The sequence below is a fragment of the Niallia nealsonii genome (assembly GCF_002835805.1).
Classification (GTDB): domain Bacteria; phylum Bacillota; class Bacilli; order Bacillales; family Cytobacillaceae; genus Niallia; species Niallia nealsonii.
The window spans coordinates 268,280-289,214 of record NZ_PISE01000003.1 but is presented as its reverse complement, the minus strand read 5'-3'; the positions used below and the strand labels follow the sequence as shown (position 1 = coordinate 289,214).

The 20,935-nt window shown below is 34.4% G+C and carries 14 protein-coding genes; 4 read left to right on the top strand and 10 right to left on the bottom strand.

What is annotated here, in order from left to right; all coding sequences use genetic code 11:
• Positions 1–142: 142 nt before the first annotated feature.
• The 4 genes from CWS01_RS01855 to CWS01_RS01840 form a co-directional block, all read right to left on the bottom strand.
• Positions 143–1,129: a carbohydrate kinase family protein gene (locus tag CWS01_RS01855; RefSeq protein ID WP_101175363.1), complete on the bottom strand. Its 987-nt coding sequence runs from the start codon at positions 1,127–1,129 to the stop codon at positions 143–145.
• Between the two features lie 21 nt (positions 1,130–1,150).
• Positions 1,151–2,623 carry a sucrose-6-phosphate hydrolase gene (locus CWS01_RS01850; RefSeq protein WP_101175336.1) on the bottom strand — a complete coding sequence of 491 codons (1,473 nt, stop codon included), beginning with the start codon at positions 2,621–2,623 and terminating at the stop codon, positions 1,151–1,153.
• Positions 2,624–2,711: 88 nt separating this feature from the next.
• The gene (locus CWS01_RS01845; RefSeq protein ID WP_101175335.1) at positions 2,712–4,160 is read right to left on the bottom strand and encodes a sucrose-specific PTS transporter subunit IIBC; all 1,449 of its coding nucleotides are present in this window, start codon (positions 4,158–4,160) and stop codon (positions 2,712–2,714) included.
• A 157-nt stretch (positions 4,161–4,317) separates the two neighbouring features.
• The gene (locus CWS01_RS01840) at positions 4,318–5,301 is read right to left on the bottom strand and encodes a LacI family DNA-binding transcriptional regulator (RefSeq protein ID WP_101175334.1); all 984 of its coding nucleotides are present in this window, start codon (positions 5,299–5,301) and stop codon (positions 4,318–4,320) included.
• A 236-nt stretch (positions 5,302–5,537) separates the two neighbouring features.
• Here CWS01_RS01840 and CWS01_RS01835 point away from each other — a divergent pair, with 236 nt between their 5' ends.
• Positions 5,538–7,124 carry a glycosyltransferase family 2 protein gene (locus CWS01_RS01835; RefSeq protein WP_157827517.1) on the top strand — a complete coding sequence of 529 codons (1,587 nt, stop codon included), beginning with the start codon at positions 5,538–5,540 and terminating at the stop codon, positions 7,122–7,124.
• A gap of 290 nt (positions 7,125–7,414) precedes the next feature.
• Here CWS01_RS01835 and CWS01_RS01830 read toward each other — a convergent pair whose 3' ends face one another.
• From CWS01_RS01830 to xylA, 5 genes are all read right to left on the bottom strand, one after another.
• Positions 7,415–7,942, bottom strand: a complete 528-nt coding sequence (locus CWS01_RS01830) for a DUF3231 family protein (RefSeq protein ID WP_101175332.1) — start codon at positions 7,940–7,942, stop codon at positions 7,415–7,417.
• 72 nt (positions 7,943–8,014) lie between these two features.
• Positions 8,015–9,718, bottom strand: a complete 1,704-nt coding sequence (locus CWS01_RS01825; RefSeq protein ID WP_101175331.1) for a GMC family oxidoreductase N-terminal domain-containing protein — start codon at positions 9,716–9,718, stop codon at positions 8,015–8,017.
• Positions 9,718–10,371: a hypothetical protein gene (locus CWS01_RS01820; protein WP_101175330.1), complete on the bottom strand. Its 654-nt coding sequence runs from the start codon at positions 10,369–10,371 to the stop codon at positions 9,718–9,720. The genes CWS01_RS01825 and CWS01_RS01820 overlap by 1 nt, the downstream gene beginning before the upstream one ends.
• Before the next feature lie 704 nt (positions 10,372–11,075).
• A complete protein-coding gene (xylB, locus tag CWS01_RS01815) occupies positions 11,076–12,575 on the bottom strand; it encodes a xylulokinase (RefSeq protein ID WP_101175329.1) in 1,500 nt (499 codons plus the stop codon).
• 91 nt (positions 12,576–12,666) lie between these two features.
• Positions 12,667–13,998 carry a xylose isomerase gene (xylA, locus tag CWS01_RS01810; protein ID WP_101175328.1) on the bottom strand — a complete coding sequence of 444 codons (1,332 nt, stop codon included), beginning with the start codon at positions 13,996–13,998 and terminating at the stop codon, positions 12,667–12,669.
• 602 nt (positions 13,999–14,600) lie between these two features.
• Between xylA and CWS01_RS01805 the strand changes: the two genes are divergently transcribed.
• From CWS01_RS01805 to CWS01_RS01795, 3 genes are all read left to right on the top strand, one after another.
• Positions 14,601–15,782, top strand: a complete 1,182-nt coding sequence (locus tag CWS01_RS01805) for an ROK family transcriptional regulator (protein ID WP_101175327.1) — start codon at positions 14,601–14,603, stop codon at positions 15,780–15,782.
• Between the two features lie 304 nt (positions 15,783–16,086).
• On the top strand, positions 16,087–16,581 hold the full coding sequence (locus CWS01_RS01800) for a MarR family winged helix-turn-helix transcriptional regulator (RefSeq protein WP_101175326.1): 495 nt from the start codon (positions 16,087–16,089) through the stop codon (positions 16,579–16,581).
• Positions 16,582–16,613: 32 nt separating this feature from the next.
• On the top strand, positions 16,614–17,081 hold the full coding sequence (locus tag CWS01_RS01795; protein ID WP_101175325.1) for a hypothetical protein: 468 nt from the start codon (positions 16,614–16,616) through the stop codon (positions 17,079–17,081).
• 378 nt (positions 17,082–17,459) lie between these two features.
• Here CWS01_RS01795 and CWS01_RS01790 read toward each other — a convergent pair whose 3' ends face one another.
• Complete coding sequence (locus CWS01_RS01790) at positions 17,460–20,435, bottom strand: EAL domain-containing protein (protein WP_101175324.1); 2,976 nt, start codon at positions 20,433–20,435, stop codon at positions 17,460–17,462.
• Positions 20,436–20,935 lie beyond the last annotated feature (500 nt).

The window sequence follows — 20,935 nt, the reverse complement described above, 5'->3', positions numbered from 1 at the left end:
ATGATTATACTTCTAAAAGCTTATAAAGCGAAGCTTCAATCAGGCTTTTACTCAGGAAGTTTCTACTCACCTAGATTTCTCATCTTATCTTATCATCTCTTAGGTTGGGGGCAAAAGCCCTTTAATGTGTGATAAACTCTAATTAAGTAGTTGCAATTTTATTTTTAGCAGCCAGCTCCAAAACAGCTTCTCTCGTTGGCAGTGAAGATATAGCACCTTTTCCAGTCGTAGTTAACGCTCCACTTGCATTAGCAAATGCTAATATTTCTTTATGATATTGACTGATAATATCTACTACATTCGATTGATTTGCTCCTTTTTTAAGCAATTGATATAAAAATCCCCCTATAAAGGCATCGCCAGCACCAGTGGTATCTTGTACATCTACAGAATAGCCGCTAGAAGCATATCTACTATCCTTCACAAAAAGAACCGCACCATCTGCACCTTTCGTATAAATAACAGCTTTTACTTCTCCTACAAATAGCGATGCAATAGCTTCCTCTATATCTGTAATCCCCGTTATAAATTCCAACTCTTCATCAGAAATTTTGATTAAATGGCTTTTTGGAATAAATTCTACTATCGTTTTTCGACAGTCTTCTGGATTATTCCAAAGAGGTAAACGTACATTGGGATCGAAGCTTATTAATGACCCGTTATTTTTTGCTGCTTCAATTGCAGCAATATGTGCTTTTTTCATGGGGCTATCAACAAGATCAACAGAGCAGAAATGCAATATATCCCCTGGGCTAAACCAACTTTGATCTATTTCATCCTCTGCTAATAATAAATCAGCAGAAGGATTTCGATAAAAAGAAAAATCTCTTTCTCCATCTTCACGCAGGGAAACAAATGCAAGTCCAGTATTTGCTTGAGAAGTTCTTGAAACTTTATCTATTTGAACTCCTGCTTCTATCAGTTGCTCCAATAAAAAATCACCAAAGGCATCATTGCCTAATTTCGTTATCATCGAAGCCTCTGCTCCATATTTTGCAACCGCTGCAGCAACATTCGCTGGTGCCCCGCCTGGAGCTCGTTCAAAAGCAATGGCATCCTTTAACGCCTTTCCTTTTTCTAAAGGAATAAAATCAATCAATACTTCTCCTATTGAAAATAAGCGGTTCATCCTATCTCCCCTTTTCACCATCTAGATTTGCCACATCGTCGCTTCAACTGCACAGCCTCCTTCTTCTGCAAAAAATACAATTCCTTCGCTCCCTTCACTTGGAAATATTCTGCTTGTAAATACTTCTTCACCATCGTTTATAAAAATTTCCACGGAAGATACATCTACAAAAAGATGGAATGTTACTGCAGCAGCATCTAAATGGCATTTTCTAATCGTTCCATTAGTTAAAGCAAATGGTTCTCCTGCATCGGTGCGGTCTAATATTACCTTTTTTTCTAAACTGTTGTACATGATAACTGTCTTTTCCCCATTATTCGTTGCACGAAATTCAATTCCTACTAATGATGCATCAATAGAATGAAATGTAGCTGACATTTCATAAGTTTTCCCGTTAAAACCTTCCAATGATTTTCTTTCACTAGTAAGAACAGCCTTTTTAGACTGCTCATCTTTACGCAATAACTTTAGTTCTGCAGCTGGCTTTTGTACCAACTTATTATTTTTTACAGATAACTCTCTTGGCAATGTTAAACAATGAGCCCATCCATTTCTATCTGTTGGATAATCAATTTCTGGAAGCCCCATCCAACCGACTAGAATTCTGCGTCCTTTCTCATCCGTTGCAGTTTGTGGTGCATAAAAGTCAAAGCCGCGATCAAGCTCTGTAAAGCCAGTATGATGTAAACTTTTATCTTTAATATCTAAAGGTTCTCCCAACAAGTAGCCTGACTGATAGATATTTTGATAGATATCACCAGTCGGCTTTAAACCTTGTGGAGAAAAGATAAGTACTCCATGGTTATCTAATTCAAAATAATCTGGGCATTCCCACATATATCCAAAATCATTTAAACCAGTATCCACTTCTCCTAAAAGCTGCCACTCCAACAAGTCAGGTGATTCATATAATACAATACATCCTGTCTCATTCTTTCGCTGAATTCCTAGGACCGCATAAAATAAATCATTCTCCTTCCAAACTTTCGGATCACGGAAATGATCTGTATATCCAGCCGGCACTTGTGTAATAACAGGATTGTCTAATTTTTTAATCTGGCCTTTTTTATCCATAATAGCCATACATTGATACGGATGCCTTATCCAGTTTTCATCTCTTGTATTCCCTGTATACATTAAATAAAGTAAATCATTATGAACAATGCCACTTCCAGAGTATGCTCCATGGCTTTCATAATAATTCTCTGGCTTAATGGCAACTCCTTGATCTTGCCAATTGACAAGATCTTTTGAACTCATATGATACCAATACTTTAATCCATGAACAGGTCCTAATGGAAACCATTGATAAAATAAGTGATATTCTCCATTAAAAAAAGAAAATCCATTTGGATCATTCAGAAGTCCTGTATTCGGCTGAATATGGTATGTTTGCCTCCATGAACAGTTTGTTACCTCTCTTTTTAAGTCTGTTAATTCCTTTTCACTCACTTCTTCCAGTCGACGATATCGCTGTTCTTTCGTCCATTCCATCCAAATCGCTCCTTAAAATAAAAGAGAGAAAATAGTATTCTCCCTTTTAAGTTATATAAAATTTATTTTGAGTAATATCTTCTTAGTATTAAGCTGCTTTACCGTTCACTCCATTTGCCGTTTTCACTGCATCTCGTTTTGCAAGGAAAATAGTAACCACAAATGCAACAACAAATGCAACTGCCATACTAATCACATAAGCAATGATTGATCCTGGTTTGATCGAAATAATTCCAGGCAAGCCTGCTGCACCTAATGCAATTGCTTTTACTTTAAGCATGGAAATAAATAGAGAACCTGCCGCAGAACCAATAATGGCTCCTATAAATGGATAACGAAGCTTTAAATTTACTCCAAACATCGCCGGCTCTGTAATTCCCAATAATGCAGAGATGCCTGCTGCTGAAGCTACTCCTTTTACTTTTTGGTCTTTTGTTAGAAGCAATACCGCAAGTGTTGCAGCACCTTGAGCAATATTGGACATTGCTGCTATCGGGAAAATAAAAGATCCTCCTGTTTTAGCAATATCAGCCAGCAACTGTGTTTCAACTGCAATGAAACTATGATGCATTCCTGTTATAACAATTGGTGCATAAATTAAACCAAAGATTGCTCCACCAATAAATCCAGTAGAATCATATAACCATACTAAGCCATCTGTTAATAAGTTTCCTGCTGATCTAGTAAGCGGTCCTACTAATGTAAAGGTCAAAATTCCTGTAATAAAAATGGAAAGCAACGGTGTTAATAAATTATCTAACGCAGATGGTGTTATTTTTCGAATATAGGTTTCTAACTGGGCTAAAATAAAAGATGCTACTAATACTGGCAGAACTGTACCTTGGTATCCTACTTTTTCTATTTCAAATCCAAATATTTTCCAAACAGGAACATCTCCACTCAAAGTAGCTGCTCCGTAATTGTAGCCATTCAATAAATCTGGATGCACCATCAGCATTCCTAAAGCTACACCTAAGTATGGATTACCCCCAAATCTTTTTGTCGCTGAAAATCCAATTAAGATTGGCAAAAATACAAAGGCAGCGTTTGCAAAAGTATTAATAAGTGCAGCTAAATCTGTTAAACCTGGGTTAGCATCAACAAGGGATTTACCGTCAATAAATAAATCCTGTGCCGTTAATACATTGTTTATTCCCATTAACAAACCGCCTGCAACAATTGCTGGAATAATAGGTACAAAGATATCAGAAAGCATCTTTACAAAGCGTTGAAGCGGGTTTAGCTTTTTGCTGCTGGCACTTTTCACATCACTTGTGGACATCTCTGAAATACCAGTTAGTTTCGTTAATTCTTTGTATACTTCATTTACAATTCCTGCGCCTAAAATAATCTGGAATTGCCCGCCGGTAGAAAATGTTCCTTTTACTGCGTCCATTTGATCCAACGCTTGCTGATCTACTTTGCTTTCATCCTCTAACACTAATCGTAGTCTTGTTGAACAATGAGCTGCGGCGCTGATATTTTCTTTATCGCCTATGCTTGCCAGTATCTCTTTAGCAATTTCTTGATAATTCATAACAATCCTCCTCAAATATAATGTAAGAATGGAACCGGTTTCTAATACAACTAAAAAAATATTTATATAATAACAAAACCTTAAGGAACCGGTTCCTTTTTTGTCTTTTTTATTGAAACCGATAATAGGAACCGGTTTCAACACGATTATAGGATAATTAAACTATACTGTCAACGCTTTCTCTGAAAATTAATTGAAAACTTGAAACATTTAATAATTCCAGTTCTTCTTGCCGAACTAGTTTTACAATGCTCCTTGCCGCAAGTTGACCAGCTTCCTGATAAAAGAATTTAGCTGTCGTTAAACCGGGATGAATCATGCCAGTAATTTCATAACCTCCAAATCCTGTTATTGATAAATCTTTAGGTATATTTAATCCTTTTATAGATGCTGCTTTCATCGCACCAAGTGCAATATTATCAGTAGCGCAAACCAGGATGGACGGTTGAAACGAATCAATAATTTCCGGAACCTTTTCAAGAGCTTCAGTGATATTAAAGCTTGTCTCATAATACTTCACTTCACAGTCTGAAGTAGATTTCATGCTTTCTTTAAACCCTTGTTTTCTTTTCACTCCGACAGCAATATCCTTTTCTGTTACACCTAAGTAAGCGATTTTTTTATGCCCTTTATCCAAAATATATTTTCCCATTTCATATGCTGCATGATAATCGTCATGAATCACACTGTATATATGTTCATGCTGCTGTCCTACTAATAAAACCGGAACATCTATTTTAGCGAATGCTTCCAAATGCATTTCTGTTATTTCTGCCGCAAGCAGGATAATGCCTGCAACTTTTTGTTTTGCTAATGTATAAATATTTTCTATTTCTGTTTCCAAATGCTGATTGGAATTAGAAATTAACATTTGATAATTTAGTTCCTTTAATTGTTCGTCAATTCCAATTAATGTTCGAGATGTAGCATAAGAATCTAATCTTGGAACAATTGTGCCAATTATATTTGTATTTTTTGCTTTTAAACTTTGTGCAAAAGCATTAGGAGTATAACCCGTTTCATTAATTACTCTCTCTATTTTCTTTTTGGTTCCTTCGCTAACAGAGCCATCATTTAAGTAACGGGAAACTGTACTTTTTGCAACACCTGCAAGTTTTGCTATATCTGCGATCGTTGTCATGATTCCCTCCATAATATAGATAATAATTTTATTATACTATATGGCCAATTTTCCAGGGAGAATTTCACTATAATATTCCATTTGTCGCCGATTAACAGGCAATAAGACAAGGATTAGAGTATTCAAGAGAAGTTTAGTTGGGAAACCAGATTGGTTCAACTAACCATATATTGCAAAAGAATTCATCCGTTCATGTATAGCTACAGAAAAATCTATAAATAATGGAGAATAACTATATGGAGAAAGAAAGGGTCACAATGAATATTATTCCTTTTAATTTACGTAATAATCTAAAGCCTAAAGCAAAAAAAATGGCATATGAAATCATTCAGCATAATCGTACCTCGCAAAAGCCATTGGTTTCTATTATTACACCGATTTTTAATAATGAAAAAAACATCCATCACACTGTAGAATCTGTGTTAAACCAGTCTATCGGCCATGATCATCTAGAATATATACTTATAGATGATGGCTCAACAGACAACACTCGCAATATTTTAATAAAGTATGCAGAAGAATATCCCTCTATCACTCTTGCTTTTTTAAAAAGCAATACAGGAACTCCAGCATTCCCTAGAAATCTTGGCATGGAGTTAGCCACTTCTCCATATTTAACATTTCTTGATGCAGATGATTGGCTGGAAAAAACAGGTTTAGAAAAATTATATTCTGTATTAGAAGAAACGGGCGATGATTATGTAGTTGGCAGAACAATAAAAATGGGAATGAAGCAGCCAAAAGTGATGGCAGAACATGAATCATGTATAGATAGACGAAGTGTGTCACCATCCTCTATTCCACATATTTTTCATCACTTAGGTCCAAGAGCAAGAATGATTAAATCTAGTATTGTAAAGAAGCATAATCTCACCTTTCCTGAAATGAAATACGCGGAAGACAAACAGTTTTTTATCGACTATCTTTTACATGCAAAAAAAATTTCTACTACAACTAGCACGGTTTATTATTTAAACCGTTCAGATGATAACGACCACTCTTTAACCAAACAAACCAATGTTCTAAAAAAAATGCATTGCAATATGAAAGTGATGCATTATTTTCACCAAAAAAAAATGGAGCCAGAATTAAAACAGATGGTGATGAACCGCTTATATGAATTTGATTGCTTTAACCAGTTTATGCACCGATACTATACATTACGAAGCGATGACTCATCCTACCGAATAAAGACAAAAGATTTTTTCAAAAGGATTGCTTACATACGAACATTTCGCAGCATATTAAACAAAACTGCAAAGCTTAATGAAGATGTTGCAAACTATGTTAACGAGCCAATTAATCATATTTGCTACGAGCTTTTTCAAAAGAAACAGTATAAAAAGATAGAGGAACTTTTCAAATGGCATAAGGAAGAAAAAATCAAGCAATATGTTATTAAAAAAAATAAGGCATGTATGATATCTCCCTTAATGGAACCTTATCATTTAATTCCGATTCCAATGTATGCAGAAGTTATCAAAATATATATATTAGATAATAAATTTCATTTACATCTTAAGATTGCTGGTGATTTTCTAGACACTTCCGCTGAATTACTGTTCCGTGATCGAAAAGCTATAGATAATGAATTCTCTGTTAAACTTTCAGCTGTATCCTTTGAAAATGCAGTTGTAAAATTGCCAATATCTTGGTTTCAACCATTCAGCTCCACCGTTTACAGCATCTTTTTCCGCTATAAAGAGTATCATAAAATTCATATACTAATACCACACTCTAAAGCTAAAGTTCAATTTACAGACAAAAAGAAATATCTGTTTTATACAACAAATCATCATCAACTCGCTTTAAAGGTGGAATAAGCCCTGACAATATTGAATAAAAAAGGACTGTACATATAACATTTATAGACAGTCCCCCTTATCTTTTTTTAGTTATTTATTTTTTAATCTGTTTAATATATGACTAGGGATTTATTAAAGCTTGTCATTTTTTGATTTCTGCTAAGAAAGATAAGGTATACTGATGAACTCTCGAAAAAGAGTATATGCTACAAAAAGAAAAATATAAGTGTTTTATCTATCAATTAGAAGACTAATTATTAAAAATCCTACAAATCTCTGATGATCTTTGAAAACTCATAAATATTCTTCTAAGCTTTATAATAAGGCGGGATACGAAGCCATTTATGCTGATCTAAATATTGTTTAACGGTTAAGCCAGCAATAGTCTTCTTCAAGATAAATTTGGAAAAAAGCAATCCAACATCTGCGCGAATGGATTCCGTAAGTCCTTTGGCTGCATAATTTACTCCCATCGCAAGATTATAGGACATTAAATTAGCCGTTTCTTCGTCATTTAATTTAGCCCCCTCCGGTATATTATGAAAATCTCCAAGAGGTTTTTCTGGAGTCGATTGGGGTAATTGAATGCCTTCTTTCATTAGGAAATCTTTAAGCTCGTCTCTCATCGGTGCATGTACCGATGTTGTTATATCCCTTATTATTTTTCTCAATTCTGGATCCTCAACTAGGTTGTCAGCAAGTTCCTCATTACGCATCGTCGTTTCCGTTCCTAAAAGAAAAAACCAAAGGTTGGAAACCTCCATTACATTTAATGGTCTTTTCTCTCCATCCAAAAAGGGTTCAAATGCATCATGAATCACTTCAAATAGTTTCATTTTTAAAAATCCCACCGATCTTCAGATATAATTTGTTATGATGGTATTTTTTCCATTTTGATAAAAAACATGCTAACAAAAATAATTTTCAAATAGCTTTTCAGCTGTTCGTACAGCCAAGGCTTGTGTTGTAAGGGTTGGATTTACTCCGCCTAAACTATTGAAATGTACGCTGTTGTCAGCAATATACAGCCGCTTTACTTGAAATGCTTCACAATTCTCATCCACTACGTGACCTATTCTCATTGTGCTTTCTATATGAATCATCATGCCTGGCGACCAATTGGATCTGATGATTTTTTTTGCTCCTGCTTTTCGTAAAAGATCAGCTGCTATTTTAACCAGCTCACTGCGTTTTTTGATAGATTGTTTGGTAGGCGTATAGCTTATTACAGGAACAAAGCCATTTTCATCGCTGATTAATGGATCGAGAGTAACTCCGTTTCGCTGATCAACTTCATCATCAGTAGTTACTAATATACTTAATGATTTTCGGTAAGAATCCATCAACTCTTTTAATTCATATCCAAAAGAACGACCTTCTATATTCCATGGAACATTCTGTTTGGGCGGGTATAAGAAAGAGTATCCAGATTCACTCAATCCATGAAAAGAAGCCGTTAATCCAGGACTCATCCCAACTGACTGCAATGCCCCTAATCCTGGATAATCCAACCTTGCCCCGCATGTATTTCCGACAAAGGGATTAATATCAGTGGTACCCAGAATAGAAATTAAATCTTTTTCATCAAAAATTCCGGTTAGCCAGTCCATATAATGATTTACTAATCCTCTCCCCACCCAAGGATTTTCCGGCAAGTCTGAATTTAACCATAAACGCGGGCTTTCTATACTTCCACAAGCCATAACAACAATCTTTGCTCTTATGACTTCTTGTTCTCCCGTCCATGTGTTCCTTATTTTTACGCCATTGGCCCTCAGCTTATTAGAGCTACTCTTTTCAGTTAGTATTTTCACGGCAAAAGCATTAGGATGTATGCTGACATTTCCAGTCTTTAAGGCAAGAGGAACATAACTGACATTTGTTGAACGTTTTGCCACTTTATCCATAGATGGTCCATGTGGACAACCATTGATGCAGTGTCCCGCAAGTGTACAGCCTTCCATCCAAGAAAGTTGCTCATCAGAAATATTTGGATTGGTAATATTTTCATTAGGAGGTAAAATAGCATTCGGCTGCGATCTATACCCAGGCACTATCACATCTAATGTAGGTATCATAGGCCAGCCCATCTTTTTAGCTCCATAATAAAATAATTCTTCTTTGGCAGTTACAGCGGCAAAGTTTACAGGCAATGTAGCCTCAACCTTTTCATAATAAGGAATAAGTTCCCGATAAGAAAGGGGCCATCTATCATTTATAGCCATTGGATATGCCCTGGGACAATTCGCCGTATAGATTTGAGTTGTTCCCCCGACACCAGCGCATTGCCAGATCATTGCCTTTTGCTTTATATTTCGAAACCATTGAGCACGGCTTCGATCTGCTGGCCCCCAACGAAACCTTCCGGAAACCAAATCATTCATATTCATTTCATACTTGTTTAATAATTGTTTATATAAATTTATATCCAAATCAGCCGTTGAAGAACTAAATTGATCTCCGGGCTCTCCATTTGGGATGGGCCACTTTTTGTTTCCATACCATGGACCAGCTTCCAGCACCAATACCTTTAATCCTTTTTCTCCCAATTCCTTTGCTATAACGGCTCCGCCACCGCCTGCTCCAATGACAATCACATCCTGATTCTCCATTAGTTTTTCTCCTTTTTATTTGGCATATATGCTAAAAAACCACGAAAATCACGGTAAGCAAAAGATGGGCCTGGATAATGGGAAAGGATCCATCCCGTTGGAAAATATTCGACTCTTCTCATTTCAGGAGAAAATTGCTCTGTTGTTCCGTATCCGGTCCATTCCGAATAGAAGCCAAATAATGTGAGTTGATTTATTACATCTATCATATTTGGAATAAGTCCCGGATTATTTTGATAAGGAGGACTTACCTTTTCCAAACTCCATTCACAGCACTCTAAGAGGGCAAGTGCTCTTAGCCGGTCAACTGGCGATAATTTAGAGAATGGTCCGCCATCAGGAAATTCATTTATATGAAGGGGATACACATTTTGAGCAGTCTGGACTAATTGAACCGCACCCAGATCGAGCAGTTCAACAGTTGACTTCGTCATAGATGTTAGATTTATTTTCATCTTTGCCGGAAGAGCGATAGAATGGTCCAACACCCACATAACATATTTATAAACTTTAAGTTCCAATGCTCCTGGCACTTGAACAGGCCCTAATGCTTTTGCAATAATAAGAGATGATGGAATAATAGCCTGAACAAGCGACTGAAAAGTGGACCTTATATAACGATCGCCAATTCCCTCACTTCCTCTAATCTCCATCCCACACCCCTTATACCATTTTAGAAAGATTCTTTACCATCCTAATATTATTCCTGTATTCATTTTTATATGTCTGCAAGTGTTTTAGTTTAGGTTTTAACAAGTCAATTCTTTTATCTTATACAGCCTAATGGAAGATTGGAGAACTAATAAAAATCATTTCTCTTCTAAAAAGAACACCAAAAAGCAAATAATTTAATTAAAGAGGCTGTCTCAAGAGGACAAATCCATTGAAGTCTAAAAAACAAGGAGGGTGATGTACCAACATTCTTTCATATGAAAAGGAGCATCCAACAGCCGAAAAAATTGACTTATTGGACAGCTCCCCAGGATATAGAAAAAGTTTATTTTGCTAACTTTTCAAGGTAATCAAAAACATTTGTCTTTTAAGTCTTGAAGCCTTAGGAAGAACTGAGTTATCAAGGCAGGTAATAAGCACCCGAGCAAGGAAAACAACGAAGAAAGCGAACTATTTGTCGGCAGCCTGTTCTAATACTTGTTGCAGTGTTAGGCTTTATTATTTTATTGAACTAATGCCCGAACCCTTAGTGAAAGAAGGATAAACTACAAATAGATATATTTTTAAATAGCTCTATTGTCCCTTAATGCTTCATCATCATTTATTTTTCCCCCATGCGCTGACCTTAATTCTTGCACTCCCTAAATCTCTGTATTTCATCCCCCCTCCATATCGGCTGCACATTTTACTTTCTAAATTCTAGCAATTCATCATTAATTGACTTTGTTTGCTGATAGACTTGTTTGTATATCCGGAACAGCTTTTGATATTGTTCTGCATTCTCAGTCACAGGATTATAAGTCTTTACTGATTCCAAAAATTTTTCTGCACATTCCTTTAATGAAGAGAACCAGCCAGCTCCATATGCTGCGAGCATTGCTGCTCCCATTCCAGGCCCCTGCTCGCTCGAAAGTTTAACGATTCTAGCGTTAAAAATATCTGCCTGCATTTGCAGCCACGTTTCATTTTTTGCTCCGCCTCCTATGGATATAACCGTATCAATTTTTTTGCCGTTTTCTCTGAAGATCTCAATCGATTCATTCAGTGAAAATGTAATTCCTTCCAGTACAGCCCGAACAAAATCGCTTCTTTTATGGGAAGCATCCATTCCAATAAAGCTGCCACGAATATTCGCATCCGCATATGGCGTTCTTTCACCAGCTAAATATGGGGTAAATAGAAGTCCATTTGCACCAATTGGCACCAAATTAACATCATTTAATAAATTTTCGAAATTTTCATGCTGTGCAAAGTTATCCTTAAACCAGCTTAAACTATGGCCTGCGGCTAATGTTACCCCCATTGTATAATAAGTATTTTCTTCCCCATGGTTAAAATAATGGACCTTCCCTTGAAAATCTTGGTCATTTTTTTCTTCATAGGAAAGGACAACTCCTGATGTACCGACACTGCATAATGTCCTGCCCTCAGACAAGATTCCTGATCCTATCGCGCCGCAAGCATTGTCAGCACCACCTGCAAAAACCTTTGTTGATTCTGCTAAACCAGTTTTACTTGCGACATCTGAATTAATTTCTCCAACAAAATCATGAGATTCTACTAAGGGAGGACAAATATCTAGCTGAAATCCAAATAGATCACAAATTTCAGTGCTCCACTTTTTCTCACTTACATTTAAAAGAAGTGTTCCTGCTGCATCTGAATACTCGCTATATATTTTACCTGTTAAGCGGAAACGAAGATAATCCTTAGGCAGCATAAATACAGTTGCTTGTTCAAAAATTTCTGGCTCATATTGTTTCACCCATAAAAGTTTAGGCAATGTAAAACCTTCTAGCGCAGGATTTTTTGTAATAGCGAGTAATTTCTCTTTGCCAACAGTTTCATAAATTTGCCGGCATTGCTCTGTTGTTCTTGTATCATTCCAAAGAATAGCATTTCTTAATACATTGTTTTCTTTATCTAACAACACAAGACCATGCATTTGTCCGGAAAAGCTGATGCCTTCAATATCTCTTGAATCTCCATTAAACTCTTGCAGAAGTTCAGAAATGCCTTCTATTGTTTTCTCTATCCATTCTTCTGGATTTTGTTCGCTGTATCCAGATTTTTCATGAATTAAAGGATATGCTTTTGAAACTTCACAGCTAACCTCTCCTGCCATATTTATAAGCAATATTTTAACCGCACTTGTTCCAAGATCAATGCCAATAACGTATTTCATTTCATTCCCCTCTTTTCTTTGATTCAAAAAATGTGCTGGACTTTTTACATTTCCAGCACACTTCTATGATGATATTAATTCTAATTTTTTGTTATACAGAAACAGTAGATAATGTTTCTAATAAATATTGATTCACAGTTGCTTTTAATCTTTCTTGTCTGCCAGAGACATTTTTGATTTCTCCAAGCTGCAATGCATATTCTTCCAGCTTGCGGAAATCTGTTTTTCCTTCTACCACTTCTAAACCGATTCCTTCTTTAAAGCTGCTGTATCTATCAGCGATTACATCTTCTAATACTCTGTCTTGCAAAAGTTTATTCGCTACTTTTAGGCCAATAGCAAATGCATCCATTCCAGCAATATGTGCATGGAAAAGATCTTCAGGTTCAAAAGATGCTCTTCTGATTTTAGCATCAAAGTTCAATCCACCTTTGCCGAGACCTCCATTTAATAAAATTTCATACATTGCTAATGTCGTAGAATATAAGTCTGTCGGGAATTCATCCGTATCCCAGCCGATTAGTGTATCTCCTTGGTTTGCATCTACAGATCCAAGCATTCCATTAATGCGGGCAACTCTTAGTTCATGCTCAAATGTATGGCCAGCAAGCGTTGCATGGTTTGCTTCAATATTAAATTTGAAGTAATCTTGCAGATCATATTTTTGCAAGAAAGCAAGTCCTGTTGCAACATCAAAATCATATTGATGCTTTGTTGGCTCTTTAGGTTTTGGTTCAATTAAGAAAGGTACATTAAAGTCAATCTCTTTTGCATAGTCAATAGCCATATGGAAGAAACGAGCTAAGTTATCTTGTTCTAGCTTCATATTTGTATTTAATAAGGTCTCATATCCTTCACGACCGCCCCAAAATACATAGTTTTCTGCACCAAGCGCTTTTCCGATTTCAAGTCCCTTTTTAACTTTTGCAGCAGCATACGCATAAACATCTGCATTATTTGTTGTTGCAGCGCCATGTACATATCTTGGATGTGTAAACATATTGGCAGTATTCCAAAGCAGTTTTGTTTTGCTTGTTTTCATGTATTCCTTAATCATAGAAACAATTGGATCAAGGTTGTCATATGTTTCTTTTAATGTATTGCCTTCAGGAGCAATATCAGAATCATGGAAACAAAAGAAAGGTGCATTAAGTTTTTCAAACAATTCAAATGCTGCTTCTACACGTGCTTTCGCCAAATCCAATCCTTTATATTGATCCCAAGGTCTTATCATTGTACCTACACCAAATGGATCTGATCCGTCTGCAGTAAATGTATGCCAATAAGCTACAGAAAAACGCAGTGTTTCTTCCATTGTTTTTCCATTAACCAATTCTTCTGGATTGTAGTATTTAAATGAAAATGGATTTTTTGATGTTGGGCCTTCATACTTGATTTTGCTAATATTTTGAAAATAAGTCATGTGAGTTTCCTCCTACTTAATTTAAGTACTTTGAAATCCTTCATTTTGTTACCGCTTACAAAACACTGAAAAAATTATAGGAAATTTCCTATATACTTTCTCCTTTCAGCTTTAGTATTTGAACTTATTATATCAACAACAACTTTGTTTGTCTACTGACTAAACAAAGTTGTTTAATAATTTAATAGATACTATAAACGACAAATTAACATACTTTTATTTCTTGTAATGAATAGACTACTTCAAAAAAGTTTAGCTTTCTTTTTACAGATATCCTACTATAAAATAAAGGGAATCTTCAATCAGTGTGTTTTTCCATCCTCCACTGCTTATTAGTTGTACCAGTCAGACATTATCCCTCATCTCTTCTAGTCTCCAGGTGAGAGTCAACTGCCCGTTAAATAGAGATAAATTATATTCCCAAAAAGTTTGTTTATCTATCGAACTAACTTTTTGTATACTATCTATATAATAATTCATCATGAGTGCTTTTTCATTTTATATAGCTATGTTGTCCTTTAATAGCAGATAATTTAATGAAATCACTGCTTCATGCTAAATTTAAAAAGAATAGGCTCAAGAAAAAGGAGATAAACCTTATTATGCATGTTACTTGGAATCAGCAGTTAGTAAAAAAAGAAAATAAATCCCTTGTTTTAAGTTTAATTATCAGCCACTCTCCTATTTCCCGCGCTGACATTGCTCAACAATCTGGATTAAATAAAGGGACCGTTTCATCATTAGTTTCTGAACTTCTTGAAGAGCAATTAATCTATGAATCAGGTCCAGGAGAATCAAGCGGTGGCAGACGCCCTGTAATGCTTCTATTTAACCAAGGAGCTGGCTATTCTATAGGCCTTGATCTTGGAGTAAATTATATTTTTGGAGTATTAACAGATCTTCAAGGAAATATTGTCGTTCAGAAAAACGAAAAATATAAAAACAGTTCTTTTGAAGAAACCCTTCAACTTATTCAAAAGGTTATTTCTTTTTTAATAAGTGCTGCTCCTTCTTCTCCTTATGGCATTGTCGGAATAGGAATCGGCGCACCAGGCATTGTCAATAAAGAAGGGGACATCTTATTGGCGCCCAATCTTGGCTGGAAAAATATCTCTTTAAAGACAGAGATAGAAAACGTCTACAATGTACCTGTTATAGTTGAAAACGAAGCAAATGCCGGTGCTTATGGAGAAAAAAAATTTGGGAGTGGCAAACATTTTGATCATTTGGTATATGTTAGTGCAGGTATTGGCATAGGCGCAGGCATTATTATGAACGGTGAGTTATATAATGGATTTAATGGTTATTCAGGTGAAGTTGGACATATGACAATTGATCGAAATGGCATCAAATGCATATGCGGGAATAAGGGATGTTGGGAACTATATGCATCAGAACAAGCCCTGCTGTCTAAAGCACAAATAGTAAACATAAATAATAAAACAGAATTAAGTTTAGGAGAATTAATGGAACGTGCCCGAAATGGCGAACAAGCTGTCATCACTCTTCTAGAGGAAATTGGCCAAAACCTTGCAATTGGGATTATTAATATTATCCATACTTTTAATCCTCAGCAAATTATTATTGGAAACCGTCTTGCTGCTGCAAAACAGTGGATTGAACCACAAGTTCAATCCACGATCAATAATTTCACATTGCCTTTTCATCAAACAGATATCAAAATTAATTTTTCAGATTTAACGCTGCCTGCTTCTGCTTTAGGTGTAGCTGCATTTTCATCAGAGAATTTTCTTAAGTCAAGACTACAAATGAATAAGGAATAGAAAGAGGGAGTAAAAAATTACTCCCTCTTTCTATTCCTCTTATAAAATTCTCCAACATGTTCAACCCAGTTTTCTTGGCTATGTTAATGCAAAATCAACAGAATTGTATAAAGGGAAGAATTCAACTAGCTTTATCCTATTTATTGAATATTTTTTTCGTTTAATCCAATCTGTTCAAAAGTGCTTTGTTACAGAGTGGATTTTTCATTTCCTATTTTTCTAAATTAAAGTATAACCTTTCCATTAATTACTCATAATGATTATAGTTGCATATACAATTGTACTTACAAGTAAGGAGGTCGCCATGAATTTTATTTATAAACAAAATCTTGTTCTCTTAATAAGAGCCTTATATTTTTGCATGGAAGAACAATGGGCAAAATTAGGAAAAGAGTATGATCTTTCACCAGCACAGCAGCATATCTTATTTATTCTAACTACCAACAACAAAACTTTAACACCTTCGGAAATCAGTGCAATTGGCTGTTGGCATTTATCTACTGTTACTAGACTGTTGAAACCCTTAAAAGAAAAAGGTTTTATATCAATAAAAAGGGACCAAAACCACTCCAAGTTTAAAAGAGTGACCATAACAAAAGATGGGGAACAATTATTTATGAGGATTATTTACAATATTATAGAGAATGACTTTTTCCCATTTAAAATGAATCAGTTATGCGAAAAAGAAATAGAAATTTTTTTGCAATGCGGACAAAAAATTTTAGATATTAATAGAGGATTATCTATTAGAGAAAAAATATTTGATGCTAAAATTGACGGCATCCATTATGAATACTGATTTTGAAACTTATAAAACCGAGGTAATTTAGAATGCTTCTAGTTTTTATCAGCATTTTTTTGCTTGCTTTTACAGCTATTTGGGTTCCTAAAAGAATTTCCCAAATAGAAATTTATGCTACTTCATTTTTTGCCTATTCTTTTGGGATTACAACAGATATTATTCTTAATTTTAAATATGATCTGTACGGCTATGGACAAGAAGGTGCACAAATATATACTACTCTTTGCATAATAGCTGTTTATTTTTCAATAAATATTTTATATTTGAATTTTTTTCCTTTGTCGAAAAACTTTCTTTATAAAATACTTTACGTGGCGATTTGGTCTTTATTTTCAATTTTATATGAATTATTTATTGTCCATACAGACATGTTTTATTATAACGGCTGGAAACTATGGCACTCTGCATTTCTGTATCCAATCATTTTCAGTATCTTATTCTTTAATTGGATGGCTGTAAAAAAACTTTTGTTTAAATATATACAAAAGCAAATTTAAACATAGTCTATAGTATTTTTCATATACAATCGAAAAGACATATTATCAATTGCCCTTTTTCATGCTTTTGTATCCCAAATTAATAGGCAGTATGACCTCTACCCCAAGATTAGAAGAGAAAATAAGAAATCTAAATGGAGATAACTAACTGCCTATAAAAGCCTGATTGTTTTCACTAATTGAAGTTCACTTTACTTCTTGAGTACAGTAGACTATTTTTTAATGCAGAAATTAGTTATTAGAGGTCATTAACAGGAAAATTTTCTTATGCAATATAAAAACTCATCATCTCATTCTAAAATATTAATGATAACCTTTATTAAAATTAGTTTATAAAGTGTTATCAACTAACTTTGTTTTGCTTTCGGCAAATATAGCCTATAAATCAAAATTCATAAGATAATCAATTTTATCCTCTTTAACAAAACTGCAATTCGGAACTAATGGATTACTGCGATATTGTTCTAAGAAATTATTTAATGTTTCTGTGATATGTTCTTTATCATTTTTATTAAAGGTAAACTGAAGACCGTATTCATAGATATCATGCATTTCCTGTTTCCAGATAACATATCCATTCATTGCTACTTTTTCATTCATTATTTTTGTTTCAAATTGAAGAAGGATTTCCGGTCGTACCGGCAAATCAATAGCAGAAAGAAATCTTATGCCTCGAAAGCTCAATTCTTCCACTAAAACCTCCGTTTTTCCCAAATTAACCTTTTTATCCTTTATTGAAGTTACAGACATTTTTGTACTGAGTGGATACTGTAAAATGATTCTAGACTCATACCTCCTATCAACCATTTCATCCATTTTTGAAAGTTGGCTGTTAGGCTTAAGTTTAGTTTTATTTAATAACGATTGAAATTCTTTTTCTGCAACAGGTTTACTAAATAAATATCCTTGAATTTCATCACACTCTTGCTGTCTTAAAAAAGACAGTTGTTCATTTGTTTCAACACCTTCGGCAACTACCTTCATCTGCAATCCTTTTGCTAAAAAGATAATCGATTTAACAATCATCTCATCTTTTCCAAAAACTGAAATATTTCTGATAAAGGATCTATCAATTTTTATTGTGTCTATTGGATACTGCTTTAAATAGGTTAAGGAAGAGTACCCTGTTCCAAAATCGTCTAACGCTATACTTATCCCCATTTCTTTTAATAATTGAAGAGCTGAACTTACAGCTTCTTCATGATGGATTAATGTAGTTTCTGTTATTTCAAATTCTATTAATTTTGGATTGATTTTTGTTTCTTTAAGGACTTTTTTCACTGTTTCAATAAAATCATTTTTTAAAAATCTTTGAGCTGATATGTTAATGGATATGGGAATAATAGATAGTTTTTTTTGTTCCCAACTCTTAATGAAATAACATACTTGCTGAAATACCCAGTCTCCTATTTCTAAGATTAGCCCATTCTCTTCTGCAAGGGGAATAAATTCTCTTGGAGAAACAATCCCCCATTCAGGATGCCTCCATCGCAGCAATGCTTCTGCGCTTACGATAGTCCCTGTAGAGGCATCTACCCTTGGCTGAAAATGAAGAAAAAATTCATTGTTTTCAATTGCTTTACGCAAATCTCTTTCAAGAGCATATAGCTTATATGAAGAAATATTTAATAAGGAAGAATATATTTGATAATTGTTTTTCCCTATTTCCTTTGCTCTATGTAAAGCAGCATCTGCGCTTTTTATTAAATTTTCTTTCGTTTCTCCATTCATAGGAAAAGTACTTATTCCAACACTTGTGGTTATATATAATTCAAAATCATCAATTAAAAATGGTTTATTCATGCAATCGATAATGTTTTTGGCAACCGTAACAGGAAAGTCAGAACCTTCGTATCCCCAAAGAATGATTCCGAATTCATCTCCTCCAATTCTGGCAAATAAAGAATTATCCTTTAATAATCCGCCAACTCTTACTGTAAATTGTTGCAATAATTTATCGCCAATACTGTGCCCAAGAGTGTCATTAATATTGTTAAAACGATCAAGATCTAGGTACATAATAACAAAATCTGTTTTATTTATTTCAAAGCGGTTTACCAGTTCTTCCATCTTCTCATCAAACATTCTTCTGTTTGGCAAGTTTGTTAAATAATCATGATAAGCTAAATGTTTGATCTGCTCTTCTGCTTTTTTTATTTTTGTAATACCTGAAACAATGCCATCAATTCTAAGTAATTTCCCTTCACTATCAAGTACTGGAATTTTCTGATCCTGAACCCATTTTATATCCCCATTTTTTGAAACAATACGATAATTTTGATGAAGACTTTCTCCTAAATAGAGCTTTTTTTGCAGAGTATTGAATTCCAAAAGGTCCTCAGGATGTATAATGGATTCCCAGGTTCTTTCTATAATTTCCTTTGACGTATAACCGGCAACAGCTTCAACTCCTGGTGAAGCCAATTCAAAAGTATTATTTATTACATCATATGACCAAATGCCAACTTCTAAGTTATCATAGATATTTTTTAATTTTTGTTCTGTTTCTTTAAGCTTAATTTCAGCTATTTTTCTTTTGGTTATATCTTGTATTGTTCCAATAAACCTGACAGGCAGCTGATTTTCATCTAAAATAACATCTGCTTGTTCATATACATATATATAATTACCATCTGCATGCATAATTCTAAATTCCATATTATAGCTTTGCCGTTTTTTTATTGCATTCTTAAAAGTAAAGTCAAAATATTCACGGTCATCTGGATGAATCCTTGACAAAATCTTCTTATAGGTCGGCACGAAATCTTTTTTACTTTTAATGCCATACAATTCAAAAGTTTGATTCGACCAATACGATTCATCCTCAATAAGATCATAATCCCAACTTCCAATTTTAGCTACCTGCTGTGCTAGTTCAAGCCTCTCTTTTACTTTTAACAATTCCTGTTCCTTTTGAATATTTTCGGTTATATCCTTTGCTATTCCATATATGCCTATTACTTGCTTTAAATCATTAAATATTGGAAAATAATTAAATTCAACGTGTATTTTTTTTCCGTTTTTATGATAGATATCAGCTGTAAACTTTTGAACTTCCCCATTAAGAACTTTTCTTATATATGTTTCTCTTAAATGCTGATAATTTTCTGCATAACATTTCCCTAAATCCCCGTTTAAATCTTCTTCCTCATATCCAAACAATCTTTTTATAGATTCGCTAAAGTTTTTTAAATTCCCATTACCATCCAATATAAAAACAGCATCTGGATGGTTCCTAAATAATGCTTTAATAGTTTCTTTATTCAGAAGATAATCATCATTTTTATCCGTTAAAAAAGAGTTTTTTGTTAATTTTTTTTTCTTTTTATGCTTTAAGCTATTAGAATTTTTCATAAAAATGTCTCCTAAACATAAATAAAGTTGGTAGTTATTCTAGAAGGGCATCCAATATAAGCTTTTATTTTATTATCACTGTTCATTTTCTTTTTTTCTAGGAATTAAGTCACAAATAATCCTAACAGGAATTAATCCATTTTAACTATATGTACTAAGAATATAGCAAAAAACAAGATTTTCCAATAGGGATTATTAACCAATACTTGTTAAGGAATTTAAATAAATTGCAGAAGATTCTTTTTACTATTAAATATGTTGAAGATGTAGGAGGAGCGTATGCAGTCTGATATGAACCGCTTTAAAGATGAATTATTGAGACGATTTTTTTGTATGTAATTTTAAAAACAGCTATGTTCATGCTGATAATTGATTTTGGCACCTTGTTGATTGGAGGACTCCTGCGGGAAAAGCGTGTCAAAGGGAGACCCCTAAGACTTTATGCCGAGGAGGCTCCCAGACCGCCCGCGGAAATCAAACGCCTGGAGCGGAAATCAGCA